The organism is Pseudomonas linyingensis (assembly GCF_900109175.1).
Lineage (GTDB): Bacteria > Pseudomonadota > Gammaproteobacteria > Pseudomonadales > Pseudomonadaceae > Geopseudomonas > Geopseudomonas linyingensis.
In genome coordinates, this window is sequence record NZ_FNZE01000027.1 from 19,902 (window position 1) to 32,050 (window position 12,149).

General features: G+C 64.8%; 9 protein-coding genes, 1 rRNA gene and 2 pseudogenes. 6 read left to right on the forward strand and 6 right to left on the reverse strand.

Annotated elements, in window-relative coordinates:
• Positions 1 to 171: 171 nt before the first annotated feature.
• Entirely contained in the window at positions 172 to 573 is a 402-nt protein-coding gene (locus BMZ19_RS21285) for a quorum-sensing-regulated virulence factor family protein (protein WP_090313645.1), read from the forward strand.
• Positions 574 to 640: 67 nt separating this feature from the next.
• Here the strand turns inward: BMZ19_RS21285 and BMZ19_RS21290 are convergent, their stop codons facing one another.
• The gene (locus BMZ19_RS21290; protein ID WP_090313647.1) at positions 641 to 3,046 is read right to left on the reverse strand and encodes a phosphoketolase family protein; all 2,406 of its coding nucleotides are present in this window, start codon (positions 3,044 to 3,046) and stop codon (positions 641 to 643) included.
• A 123-nt stretch (positions 3,047 to 3,169) separates the two neighbouring features.
• Here BMZ19_RS21290 and BMZ19_RS21295 point away from each other — a divergent pair, with 123 nt between their 5' ends.
• Together BMZ19_RS21295 and BMZ19_RS21300 are read left to right on the forward strand one after the other, a co-directional pair.
• Complete coding sequence (locus BMZ19_RS21295) at positions 3,170 to 4,573, forward strand: MBL fold metallo-hydrolase RNA specificity domain-containing protein (RefSeq protein ID WP_090313649.1); 1,404 nt, start codon at positions 3,170 to 3,172, stop codon at positions 4,571 to 4,573.
• Between the two features lie 28 nt (positions 4,574 to 4,601).
• Positions 4,602 to 5,693 (forward strand): LOG family protein, encoded by a 1,092-nt coding sequence (locus BMZ19_RS21300; protein WP_090313651.1) that lies wholly within the window; start codon positions 4,602 to 4,604, stop codon positions 5,691 to 5,693.
• 79 nt (positions 5,694 to 5,772) lie between these two features.
• On the opposite strand, the gene recX is transcribed toward BMZ19_RS21300, so the two are convergent.
• The 3 genes from recX to BMZ19_RS21315 form a co-directional block, all read right to left on the reverse strand.
• Positions 5,773 to 6,234 (reverse strand): recombination regulator RecX, encoded by a 462-nt coding sequence (recX, locus tag BMZ19_RS21305; RefSeq protein WP_090313653.1) that lies wholly within the window; start codon positions 6,232 to 6,234, stop codon positions 5,773 to 5,775.
• A gap of 6 nt (positions 6,235 to 6,240) precedes the next feature.
• Positions 6,241 to 7,290: a recombinase RecA gene (gene recA, locus BMZ19_RS21310; protein ID WP_090313655.1), complete on the reverse strand. Its 1,050-nt coding sequence runs from the start codon at positions 7,288 to 7,290 to the stop codon at positions 6,241 to 6,243.
• Positions 7,291 to 7,374: 84 nt separating this feature from the next.
• Positions 7,375 to 7,875 (reverse strand): CinA family protein, encoded by a 501-nt coding sequence (locus tag BMZ19_RS21315; protein ID WP_090313657.1) that lies wholly within the window; start codon positions 7,873 to 7,875, stop codon positions 7,375 to 7,377.
• A gap of 74 nt (positions 7,876 to 7,949) precedes the next feature.
• Here BMZ19_RS21315 and mutS point away from each other — a divergent pair, with 74 nt between their 5' ends.
• The 3 genes and pseudogenes from mutS to BMZ19_RS21330 all read left to right on the forward strand — a co-directional run.
• Positions 7,950 to 10,529 (forward strand): DNA mismatch repair protein MutS, encoded by a 2,580-nt coding sequence (gene mutS, locus BMZ19_RS21320; RefSeq protein ID WP_170847827.1) that lies wholly within the window; start codon positions 7,950 to 7,952, stop codon positions 10,527 to 10,529.
• 78 nt (positions 10,530 to 10,607) lie between these two features.
• Positions 10,608 to 10,931, forward strand: a complete 324-nt coding sequence (gene fdxA / locus BMZ19_RS21325; RefSeq protein WP_090313659.1) for a ferredoxin FdxA — start codon at positions 10,608 to 10,610, stop codon at positions 10,929 to 10,931.
• 119 nt (positions 10,932 to 11,050) lie between these two features.
• Positions 11,051 to 11,514: pseudogene (locus BMZ19_RS21330) on the forward strand (IS110 family transposase); the annotation flags it as partial.
• Between the two features lie 18 nt (positions 11,515 to 11,532).
• On the opposite strand, the pseudogene BMZ19_RS21335 reads toward BMZ19_RS21330, so the two are convergent.
• Both BMZ19_RS21335 and rrf read right to left on the reverse strand, forming a co-directional pair.
• Positions 11,533 to 11,634, reverse strand: a pseudogene (locus tag BMZ19_RS21335) (transposase); the annotation flags it as partial.
• 234 nt (positions 11,635 to 11,868) lie between these two features.
• Positions 11,869 to 11,984, reverse strand: a 5S ribosomal RNA gene (rrf, locus tag BMZ19_RS21340).
• Positions 11,985 to 12,149: the final 165 nt, after the last annotated feature.

Genomic DNA, 12,149 nt, shown 5'->3' on the forward strand with positions numbered 1-12,149 from the left:
CGACGGCGAATAGAGGCATGCGAACTCCAAGGGGTTTGCCCGGACAGCCTGGAAAAGGCGCGGCAGTCTAGCAGAGCCGCACGCGCGGACCAGCGCCAAGGGTATGATGGGGCACCGCGAACCTGCCGCCCAACTGCAGGTCGAAGGGTCAGGCTTTCCAGGAGTATTCCCATGCACCGTATCTTCACCCTGCTGGCCGCCCTGCTGGCCGCATCCACCCTCCAGGCGGCCTCGCTGCAGGACTTCGAGCTGAACAAGCAGCTCAAGGCCGTGGCCAAGCAAAGCAGTGTCGGTACACCGCGGGCAATCAACGCGGACATCCTCGACCAGGGCTACACGGTCGAGGGCAACCAGTTGATCAATCACCTCAGCGTGCGTGCCTCGCACGCCACCGAGATGCGCGGCAATCCGGACGCGGTCCGCCAGCAGCTGCGCGCCAGCGTCTGCCAGAACCCGGGATACCGTCAGTTGCTGAGCCAGGGGGCGGTGCTGACCTACTCCTTCAGCGAGCACAAGAGCAACCGCCCGGTGACCACCGAGCGCTTCCAGGCCGCGGACTGCGGCCTGCGCTGAACTCAGCGTCCCCCTAAACCACCCGCCAGTCGCCCTGTCCGACCGCCGTGGGCCGCGGCCGCGCCATTCAGCGCAGGATGCTGGGATCGCCCTTGCCGGCCAGTGCCGCGGCCTCCTCTCCGGTCAGCAGCGCGGTGCGCGGCACGTCCATCAGCCGCGCGCAGGCCGACACCACGTTGGCCCAGCAGGCGCGGTTGGCGAACAGCATGCCGGCTTCGTCGAAGGTGCCGCCGCGGTTGCGATAGCCCAGCGCGGCACTCTGGCTGGCGTCCGGCAGGATCGGCCACAAGTGACCGCGCGCCACCTCCGGGCGCATGTGGGTGAGCAGCACACGGCGCCCCATCCGCGCCGGGAACAGCCGCGCGCGCAGGGCCTCGTCGGCCACCACCTGCTGCTCGAGCAGGTCGCGCGGGGCGCGGAAGCACCCTGGCTCCTGCAGATAGACCAGCCGGTAGGCATAGCCGACCTCCTCCAGACGCTTGGCCGCCCGCTGCATCTCCGCCAGCTGGTAGCTGCCGTTGGCGATCAGCAGCAGCGGCTCGCTGCCATGACGCTCCTGCACCACGATGGCGCCGTCGCGGGCCAGCTGAAGGGCCTGTTCGGCGTCGAACACGCCAGGCCGCTCGCGCTTGGGCACCACCAGGCAGGCCAGCCGGCCGCGGCTCTGGTAGATCTGCGGCAGCAGCGCCAGGGTGCTGTTGTGGTCGGCGGGGAACAGCACGCGCACCGCATCGCTCATCTCGCCCAGCAGCGCCTCGCAGAAGGTGGTGTCTTGGTGTGACTGCTGGTTCTTGCCGTTCTCCCAGGTATGCGAGGTGGCCACCAGCGGCCAGCCGAGCCAACCGGCCGGCCGGCCGACCTCGGCCTGCTGGCGGGCGAAGATCAGCGTCTGACGCACGGCACCGAGCATCTTCACACAGAAGGCCTCGTAGCTGGCCACCAGATTGAGGCCGCCCTGATTGGCCAGGCAGGCCGATACCACCGCCTCCTCGTTGAGTGCGGTGATGATCTGGCCGTCGATGGCCTCCTCGTCGCTTTCCGGCGCGCTGACGCGGTGCTTGAGCGCCTTGAGCACGCCACCGAGACGGTTGCTGGCCAGTTCGTCGGGATTGCCGACTCGCGGGCGCAACTGCGGGTTGGCTGCCACCAGCTCGACGAAGAAGCGGTCGATGGCACTCATCGGCGAGCAGGCCTGCTCGTGGAAGTGCAATTCGGGGATTTGCGGCAGTGCGGGATGACGCACTGCCAGCGGATGATCGCGCTCCAGCGGCCGCCCGGCGCGCAGGGCGGCGAAGCGTTCCAGGGCCTGCTCCAACTCCTGCGGCGCCACCCACAGCGCGGCGGCGCTCGCATTGAACAGCCGGCGAGATTCGGCGTCGTCATGCGGATTGCCCGGCAGCGGCAGGTTGTGCGCGGCGTTTTCGCCGGCACCGTGAAAGCCGAAGCCCTTGATGGTCTCGGCGATCGCATAGGGCATGGGCAGCGGATAGTCGAGGATGCCGCGCATCCTCTCGTCCACCCGGTGGGCCAGCCGCTGCTCCAGCTCGTAGAGGGTACAGACGAAGGCGGCCGGATCGCGGCCGTCGAAGCGGATCGGATCGAAACCGCAGTGGCGCAGATGCTCGACGAAGCCCTGCAGCCCCGCGAGGGTGCCCAACTCGGTGCGCTGCTCGATGCGCCGGCCGTTGGCGATCATCACCGGCAGCGCCACCCCGCAATCCTCGGCGCGCCACCAGCGCGGCATCCAGTCGCTGCCGCGCTGCTCCTCGGCCGCGCCGTCGGAGAGGAAGGCCACCAGGGTCTCGCCGGACAACGGCTGGTGGGCATACTGCAGCTCGGCAAAGCCGAGATAGCCGCCCTCGGCGATGCCGCCGGCGGTATGCGGGGTGACGTGGCTGCCCAGGGGCACGCCGGGCAAGCCGTCGGGCGCCTGGGCATAGCTGTAGAAGTCATCGACCAGGCGGTTCAAGCCTTCGGCGTCCCGCCCGTAGCGCGCCGCCTGCTCCGGGTGCAGGTTGCCGGTCAGCACGTTGAGCGCCTCGATGGCCGCCACGCAGTGCCCCTGGCCCATGGTCCAGGCGCGGGTCTGCCCGGTCAGGGCATTCAACGCCAGGTAGCCGGCATAGGCCGGCACCATGTTCAGGGCGCCGCCGGTGTGGCCTTCGGGGCGGGCCTTGAAATCCTCGGCCAGCAGCTCGCTGCCGTCGAGATGTACCCGGCGGGCGTAGGTCATGTGCACGACCAGCCACAGGCCGGCGCAAGTCAGTCGATCGAGAGCCTGGAACAGGCGGTAGACGCTGGCCAGATCGGGCTGGCGCCCGGCCTGCACCAGTTGGTGGGCGAGACGAAACACCGCCGCCTGGGTGGTCGGCGTATGCTCCAGCGGACCACGCCCCGCCAGCCACTCGGCGAAGGACGGCTCGGCGAGCGCATGGGCCTGCAGTTCTTCGGCGCTGGGCAAAAGCTGACTCATGGGCAAGACTCCAAAGCAGGGTTGGAGGTAGTCTAGATCGACGAGACCTTTCGCGGCTGATTTGTATCAAGGCCCCGCCGAGCCTCGAGCAGGCGGTCGCGCCACGCGCAACAAGGAGTTTTTATGGCCCTTCTCACCTTTTACGGCGCCATTCAGCAGGTGACCGGCTCCTGTTACCTGATCGAGACGCGCGACGGCGCGCGGTTGCTGCTGGAGTGCGGTATGTGCCAGGGCCGGCGCGAAGACGAGGCGCACAACCGCGCCGCCTTCCCCTTCGACCCTCTGCAGCTGGATGCCGTGGTGATCTCCCACGCCCACATCGACCACAGCGGCCTGCTGCCGCGGCTGGCGGCTCAAGGCTATCGCGGACCGATCTACGCGACCGATGCCACCTGTGAACTGCTGCAACTGATGCTGATGGACTCGGCGCACATCCAGGAAAGCGACGCCGAGTGGGAAAACAAGTGGCGCGCACGCCAGGACAAACCCCTGGTGGAGCCGCTGTACACCGAGGCCGATGCCGAACTGGCCCTCACGCTGCGTCGGCCAGTGGTGTACGGGCAGACCGTGGAAGTGGCACGTGGCATCAAGGTGACCTTCCACGACGCCGGACACATCCTCGGCTCGGCCATCGTCGACCTGGAGGTGCACGACCACGGCCTGACCCGCCGCCTGGTGTTCTCCGGCGACCTCGGCAATGCCTGCACGCCGCTGATGCGCGACCCCACCCCGCTGAGCGAGGCCGACGTGGTGCTGATGGAGTCGACCTACGGCGATCGCGATCACCGCTGCGACGAGGACACCCTCGACGAGCTGGCCGAAATCCTCCAGCAGGCCCATCGCGACGGTGGCAACGTGCTGATTCCCGCCTTCGCCGTAGGCCGCACCCAGGACCTGATCTTCCACCTCGGCCGCTTCTACCAGCAGGGTCGGCTACCGCAGCAGGCGGTGTTCCTCGACAGTCCGATGGCGATCCAGGCCAACGCCATCTACCACCGCTTCCACGAGCAGTTCGACGCCAAGGATCGCGAAACGCTGATCAACCATGGGGTCACCAAGGTCGAGGACTGGCTGCCGATCCTGCGCTGCACGCCCCGAGTGGAGGACTCGATGGCGATCAACCGGGTCCAGAGCGGGGCGATCATCATCGCCGGCAGCGGCATGTGCAACGGTGGGCGCATCGTCCACCACCTCAAGTACAACCTGTGGCGCAAGGAGTGCCACCTTGTATTTCCCGGCTTCCAGGCCAGGGGCACGCTGGGTCGCGCCATCGTCGACGGCGCACCGACCGTGCGCGTGCTGCGCCAGCGCATCGCGGTCAAGGCTCAGGTGCACACATTGGGCGGCTTCTCCGCCCACGCCGGCCAGTCGCAATTGCTCGAATGGGTGAAGCACTTCGACCACAGACCGGAGCTATACCTAGTACACGGGGAACTGGAAAAGATGAAAGTGCTGCAACAGGCACTACATGATCGCCTGCAGTGGACTGCCAACATTCCGGAACCGGGTGAGCAGATCGCACTCTGAGCGACGATAAAAACAAGGAGTACATGACATGGCTTATGAGTCGGATGACTATCTGTCGAGACACTTCCAGACCAGTGGCATCGATGTCGGGCTGAAGGTCGACGAACTCGTCGGCCTCAGCGTGCCGCCGGGAAGTCCCAATCAGGCGCTCTACCACGAGATGCTGATGACCGTGGTGCGCATGGCCGAGGCCGACCGCAACCGCTGGGACGCAAAGATCATGATGCAGACCCTGCGCGAAATGGAGAACGCGTTCAGCATGCTCGAGCAGTTCAAGCGGCGCCGCAAGGTCACGGTGTTCGGCTCAGCGCGCACCGCACCGGACCACCCGCTGTACCTGCAGGCCCGCGACCTCGGCAAGTTGCTGGCCCATCATGAACTGATGACGGTGACCGGCGCCGGCGGCGGCATCATGGCCGCCGCCCACGAAGGCGCCGGACTGGAACACAGCCTGGGCCTGAACATTGCCCTGCCCTTCGAGCAGCGCGCCAACGACGTGGTGCACGATACCGGCAACCTGATCTCGTTCCACTTCTTCTTCCTGCGCAAGCTGTTCTTCGTCAAGGAAGCCGATGCCCTGGTGCTCTGCCCAGGTGGCTTCGGTACCCTGGACGAGGCGCTCGAGGTGTTGACGCTGATCCAGACCGGCAAGAGTCCGATCGTGCCGGTGGTCCTGCTCGACGTGCCGGAAGGCCGCTACTGGAAGGATGCGCTGCACTTCATGCGCGAGCAGCTGGAAGAAAACGGCTATATCCTGCCCAGTGACATGAACCTGCTCAAGCTGGTCACCAGCGCGGAGGAAGCGGTGGTGGAGATCACCCATTTCTACCGCAACTACCACTCCAGCCGCTGGCTCAAGGGACTGTTCGCCGTGCGCATGAATCGGCCACTCAATGCCCGAGCCCTCGCCTATCTGCATGACGAGTTCGCCGACCTGTGCCAGGCGGATGGCTTCCATCAGCAGCCGTATTGCGAACTGGAGCAGGATGAACCGGAGTTCCGCCACCTGATCCGCCTGGCCTTCCACTTCAACGGCCGCGACCACGGCCGGCTGCGCGAGCTGATCAACTTCATCAACCTGCCGGAGAACTGGCAGCGCGAGCTGCCCCGCGCCGAATAGCGCGAACTCGCCGTCCACACACAGCAGAACGCCCCGACTCGCAACGAGCCGGGGCGTTCTTCATTGCGGGACGACAGCGCTAGTTATCGCCAGCGCCACGCAGCAAACGACTGACCGCCTCATGGGTAAAACCGCGATAGAGCAGAAAACGTCCCTGTTTCGCCCGCTCGCGGGCGTCGCCGGGCAAGCCGGCGAAGCGCCGCTGCCACAGCTCGCGCAGGTTTTCCGCCCAGTCGATCGAGCTATCCGCCAGGGCCCGCTCCACCGCCGCACGCGGCAGTCCACGCTGATTCAGCTCGTCGCGGATGCGCAGCGGTCCGTAACCGGCATTTGCCCGGCTGCGGATGAAGCTTTCCAGGAAACGCTCATCGCTGAGCAGGCCCTCCTCGCTCAAGCGCTCGAGGGTGCTGTCGATCAGCTCGGCTTCGGCACCGCGCTGGCGCAACTTGCGCGCCAGTTCGGCACGGCCGTGCTCGCGGCGGGCCAGCAGGTCCATGGCGGCCCGGCGTACCGCTGCGGGACTGTCGAGCACAGCGGCCATGGCGGTTTAGATATCCACTTCGGCGTCGACGTCTTCCTCGCTGACCACCGAGGCCTTGAGGCTGCCCGGTTGGGCGAGCAGCTGGGCGCGAATCGCCCCCTCGATGGTGTTGCGCACCTCCGGATTGTCCTCGAGGAAGCGCGCCGCATTGGCCTTGCCCTGACCGATCTTGCTGCCCTGGTAGCTGTACCAGGCACCGGATTTCTCGATCAGCCCCTGCTGTACGCCCAGATCGATGATCTCGCCGTTGCGGTAGATGCCCTTGCCGTAGAGGATCTGGAACTCGGCCTGACGGAACGGCGGAGCCATCTTGTTCTTCACCACCTTGACACGGGTCTCGTTGCCGACCACCTCGTCGCCTTCCTTGACGGCACCAATGCGCCGGATGTCCAGGCGCACCGAGGAGTAGAACTTCAGCGCATTGCCCCCGGTGGTGGTTTCCGGGTTGCCGAACATCACGCCGATCTTCATGCGGATCTGGTTGATGAAGATCACCAGGCAGTTGGCGTTCTTGATGTTACCGGTGATCTTGCGCAGGGCTTGCGACATCAGACGCGCCTGGAGACCAACATGGGTGTCACCCATCTCACCTTCGATTTCCGCCTTCGGCACCAGTGCAGCCACGGAGTCGACGATGACCACGTCCACGGCATTGGAGCGCACCAGCATGTCGGTGATTTCCAGCGCCTGCTCACCGGTATCCGGCTGCGACACCAGCAGGTCGTCGACATTCACGCCGAGCTTGCCGGCGTAGTCGGGGTCGAGAGCGTGCTCGGCGTCGACGAAGGCACAGGTGGCGCCCAGCTTCTGCGCTTCGGCGATCACCGACAGGGTCAGGGTGGTCTTGCCCGAAGATTCCGGACCATAGATCTCGACGATGCGGCCCTTGGGCAGGCCGCCGATACCCAGTGCGATATCCAGGCCCAGCGAGCCGGTGGAGATCGCCGGCACGGCCTGGCGCTCCTGGTCGCCCATGCGCATGACCGCACCCTTGCCGAACTGACGCTCGATCTGACCCAGGGCCGCAGCCAGGGCGCGCTTCTTGTTCTCGTCCATTGAAGTCCTCTCGTTCAGAGCGGCCAGCCGGCCACGATCAACTGTATAATTAGCCAGTATTATTCCACAGGGTAGATTACCCGCCTACCCCTCGACGGGATTTTGCCCTGCCGTCAGTCGCAACAATCCCTGCAGGGCCAGAAGCACGGTCTGCTCACGCACCGCCTGGCGGTCGCCGGCGAACTGGCGACGGCAGCTGAAAGCGTGCTCGCCATCCTGCCAGGCCAGCCAGACCGTGCCCACCGGTTTGTCCGGCGTACCACCATCCGGCCCGGCAATCCCGCTGACGGCCACGGCCAGCTGCGCCCCGCTGTGCCGGCAGGCGCCTTGGGCCATGGCCTCGACCACCTCGCGACTCACCGCGCCCGCCGTGTCGAACAGCGTCTCCGGGACACCGAGCTGCAGGGTTTTCTGCCGATTGGAGTAGGTGACATAACCGGCCTCGAACCACTGCGAGCTGCCGGCAATCCGCGTGATCGCCTCGGCGATACCGCCGCCGGTGCAGGACTCGGCCGTGGTGACCTGCGTCCGCCGGCTCAACAGCGCCTCGCCGAGTTGTCCGGCAAGCCGGGTGATCGGGTCCATACGTGTCTCCGGGGTTAAGCCTGTCCATGCGATACCGTACACTAGGCGCTTTTGCGACTTGAAGCCGGACAGCGATGAGCAACAGCGATTTTTCCGCCCACACGCCGATGATGCAGCAGTACCTCCGAATCAAGCAGCAGCATCCCGACCAGCTGCTGTTCTATCGCATGGGCGACTTTTACGAGCTGTTCTACGCCGACGCGCAGAAGGCTGCCCGGCTGTTGGACATCACCCTGACCGCTCGCGGTCAGTCAGCCGGCCAGCCGATCCCGATGGCCGGCATTCCGTTCCATGCGGCCGAAGGATACCTGGCCCGCCTGGTCAAGCTCGGCGAGTCGGTGGTGATCTGTGAACAGGTCGGCGATCCGGCGACCAGCAAGGGGCCGGTGGAGCGTCAGGTCGCCCGCATCCTCACCCCCGGCACCGTCAGCGACGAGGCGCTGCTCGACGAGCGCCGCGACAACCTCCTGGCGGCCCTGCTCGGCGACGAGCGACTGTTCGGTCTGGCGGTGCTGGACATCACCAGCGGCCGCTTCAGCGTGCAGGAAATCAAGGGCTGGGAGTCGCTGCTCGCCGAACTTGAGCGCCTCAGTCCCGCCGAATTGCTGATTCCCGATGACTGGCCAAGTGGCCTGCCGGCCGAGAAGCGTCCCGGCGTGCGGCGCCGGGCGCCGTGGGATTTCGATCGCGCCACCGCGCTGAAAAGACTGTGCCAGCAGTTCGGCACCCAAGATCTCAACGGCTTCGGTTGCCAGGGCCTGACCCTCGCCATCGGCGCTGCCGGCTGCCTGCTGCTGTATGCGCGCGACACCCAGCGCAGCGCCCTGCCGCACATCCGCAGCCTGCGCCACGAGCGGCTGGACGACACGGTGATACTCGACGCCGCCAGCCGGCGCAATCTGGAGTTGGACACCAATCTCACCGGCGGCCGCGACAACACCCTGCAGAGCGTGGTCGACCGCTGCATGACCGCCATGGGCAGCCGCCTGCTGTGCCGATGGTTGAACCGCCCCCTGCGTGATCGCGGCATCATCGAGGGCCGCCAGCAGGCCATTGGCTGCCTGCTCGACAGCTACCGCTTCGAGAATCTGCAGCCGCGCCTCAAGGAGATCGGCGACGTCGAACGCATTCTGGCCCGTATCGGTCTGCGTAGCGCCCGACCGCGAGACCTGGCCCGCCTGCGCGATGCACTGGCAGCCCTGCCGGAGCTGCAGCAGAACCTGTCCGAACTGGAAGCGCCGCGCCTGCAGGCGCTGGCGGCCAATATCCAGACCTACCCCGAGCTGGCCGACCTACTGGCGCGGGCAATTATCGACAACCCGCCGGCGGTGATCCGCGACGGCGGCGTGATCAAGAGCGGTTACGACGCCGAACTCGACGAACTGCAGATGCTCAGCGAGAACGCCGGCCAGTACCTGATGGACCTGGAAACGCGGGAAAAGGCCCGCACCGGCCTGGCCAATCTCAAGGTTGGCTACAACCGCATCCACGGCTACTACATCGAGCTGCCACGGGTCCAGGCCGAGCAGGCGCCGGCCGACTATATCCGCCGCCAGACGCTCAAGGGGGCCGAGCGCTTCATCACCCCCGAGCTCAAGGCATTCGAGGACAAGGCGCTGTCGGCGAAGAGCCGCGCACTGGCACGGGAAAAGCTGCTGTACGACGCCCTGATCGACACCCTGATCGATTCCCTGGCGCCGCTGCAGGACACCGCCGCCGCACTGGCCGAACTCGACGTACTGAGCAACCTGGCCGAGCGCGCGCTGAATCTGGATCTCAATTGCCCGGCATTCGTCGACGAGCCCTGTCTGCGCATCACCCAAGGCCGCCATCCGGTGGTCGAACAGGTACTCAGCACGCCCTTTGTTGCCAACGACGTCAATCTCGACGACGGCACGCGCATGCTGGTGATCACCGGCCCGAACATGGGCGGTAAATCAACCTACATGCGGCAAACCGCCCTGATCGTGCTGCTCGCCCATATCGGCAGTTTCGTGCCGGCGCAACGCTGCGAGCTGTCGCTGGTCGACCGCATCTTCACCCGCATCGGCTCCAGCGATGACCTCGCCGGCGGGCGCTCGACCTTCATGGTCGAGATGAGCGAAACCGCCAGCATCCTGCACAATGCCAGCGAACGCAGCCTGGTGCTGATGGACGAAGTCGGTCGTGGTACCAGCACCTTCGACGGCCTGTCGCTGGCTTGGGCCGCCGCAGAGCATCTGGCGCGGCTGCGCGCCTTCACCCTGTTCGCGACCCACTACTTCGAGCTGACTGTCCTGCCCGAGAGCGAGCCCGTGGTCGCCAACGTGCATCTGGATGCAGCCGAGCACAAGGAACGCATTGTGTTCCTGCACCATGTGCTGCCGGGACCGGCGAGCCAGAGCTACGGCCTGGCCGTCGCGCAACTGGCTGGCGTGCCCGATCCGGTGATCGCGCGCGCCCGTGAGCATCTGGCACGCCTGGAGGAAACCAGCCTGCCACATGAGCACGCAGCCGCACCGGCGACGAAAAGCACACCGAGCAAACCGCTGCAACACGACCTGTTCGCCGTGCAAGCGCATCCATTGCTGGAAGAACTCGAGCGTATCAGCCCTGACGATCTCACCCCTCGCCAGGCGCTTGAGCTGATATATGCTTGGAAGATGCAGATATAACGAAGCAAATAGCAAGCTGCTAAAATTTCGCGCGCCATGCCATGGCTGGCGCTTGCCTGTCTGAGGAGACAAAAGAACATGACCTTCGTCGTTACCGACAACTGCATCAAGTGCAAGTACACCGACTGCGTGGAAGTCTGCCCGGTGGACTGCTTCTACGAAGGCCCGAACTTCCTGGTGATCCACCCAGACGAGTGCATCGACTGTGCCCTCTGCGAACCCGAGTGCCCTGCCCAGGCCATCTTCTCGGAAGACGAGGTACCGGATGATCAGCAGGAGTTCATCGAACTCAACCGCGATCTCGCCGAAGTCTGGCCGAATATCACCGAGAAAAAGGATGCACTGGCCGACGCCGAAGAGTGGGATGGCGTCAAGGACAAGCTGCAGCACCTCGAGCGCTGATCAAGCACAGCGTCCGTCAGAATGCCCCGGCCTTGGGTTGGGGCTTAATGGGATGGTCACCCCACACACCCTGCGAGGGCTAGGCTCTCGCAGGGTGTTTTGTTTCGGAGACCATCATCATGAGCACTGTTGCGCTGGCTGGCATCGATCTCGGCAAGCATAGCGTCCACCTTCACGGTCAGGACGCGGCGGGTCGTGAGGTGTTTCGCAAGGCTGCAGATGATGCGCTTCTTCGGCAATCCGCCAGCCTGCACGGTGGTCATGGCGGCCTGTGCCGGCGCCCGCTTCACGGCACGACAACTCAACCAGCTCGGACATGTTACCAAGCTGATTTCACCGCATTTCGTTCATCCCTTCGTAAAGACTAGCAAGAACGACTTCGTGGATGTCGAGGCCATCTGTGAGCCGCCTGCCGACCGGACATGCGTTTCGTGGCGCCCAAAACGGAGGCCAGCAGACACTCTCCGTGCTGCATCGCATGCGCGAAGCGCTGGTCCGTGAGCGGACCCAAGCCAGCAACCAAGCGCATGGCTTTCTGCTGGAGCTCGGCATCAGCCTACCCAAGGGCGTGGCCACCATGAAGTGTGTATGGACTCCCCCCCAAGGATTGGCAGGCCTCCACCACGGTGTACCCCTGATCCAGAACCAAAGTCGCGGCTTCGCGCTTGAACTCGGTTGAGAATCTACGTCGCTGTCTACTCATCGAACACATCTCTAATGGCGAGGATTCTCGCCTAAATCGGTGTCCGGGATCAGTAGACCACTACACTTTGTGGAGTGATGAGTAACCGATCCATGAACCCCATCTGCCGATGATCGGGTCGATGCTTTACCATGGATCGGTTACGATCAGAAGTACGCATAGCGCACAGCTTTGTCCTGCGCCGAAAAGCCGAAACCCCGACCAGCGTGTGCTGATCGGGGTTTCTGTATAGGTGCTTGACGATGACCTACTCTCACATGGAGAAGCTCCACACTACCATCGGCGATGCGTCGTTTCACTGCTGAGTTCGGGATGGGATCAGGTGGTTCCAACGCTCTATGGTCGTCAAGCAATTTGTTGGGGAATCGTTTTGAGTCGCTTCCCCTAATTGGGTATGTGATATCGGTGTATCTTCGGTAATTTCACGCGTTCTTGCAAGCTTTCGGCCTGTCACACGCAAACAACAAATTGTTTGGGTGTTATATGGTCAAGCCTCACGGGCAATTAGTACTGGT

Bases quoted from the DNA above. Each gene is read 5' to 3' on its own strand.
- fdxA (WP_090313659.1), top strand. From the start codon at position 10,608: ATGACCTTCGTCGTTACCGACAACTGCATCAAGTGCAAGTACACCGAC.
- recX (WP_090313653.1), bottom strand. From the start codon at position 6,234: ATGGCCGCTGTGCTCGACAGTCCCGCAGCGGTACGCCGGGCCGCCATG.
- BMZ19_RS21300 (WP_090313651.1), top strand. From the start codon at position 4,602: ATGGCTTATGAGTCGGATGACTATCTGTCGAGACACTTCCAGACCAGT.
- BMZ19_RS21315 (WP_090313657.1), bottom strand. From the start codon at position 7,875: ATGGACCCGATCACCCGGCTTGCCGGACAACTCGGCGAGGCGCTGTTG.
- recA (WP_090313655.1), bottom strand. From the start codon at position 7,290: ATGGACGAGAACAAGAAGCGCGCCCTGGCTGCGGCCCTGGGTCAGATC.
- mutS (WP_170847827.1), top strand. From the start codon at position 7,950: ATGAGCAACAGCGATTTTTCCGCCCACACGCCGATGATGCAGCAGTAC.
- BMZ19_RS21295 (WP_090313649.1), top strand. From the start codon at position 3,170: ATGGCCCTTCTCACCTTTTACGGCGCCATTCAGCAGGTGACCGGCTCC.
- BMZ19_RS21290 (WP_090313647.1), bottom strand. From the start codon at position 3,046: ATGAGTCAGCTTTTGCCCAGCGCCGAAGAACTGCAGGCCCATGCGCTC.
- BMZ19_RS21285 (WP_090313645.1), top strand. From the start codon at position 172: ATGCACCGTATCTTCACCCTGCTGGCCGCCCTGCTGGCCGCATCCACC.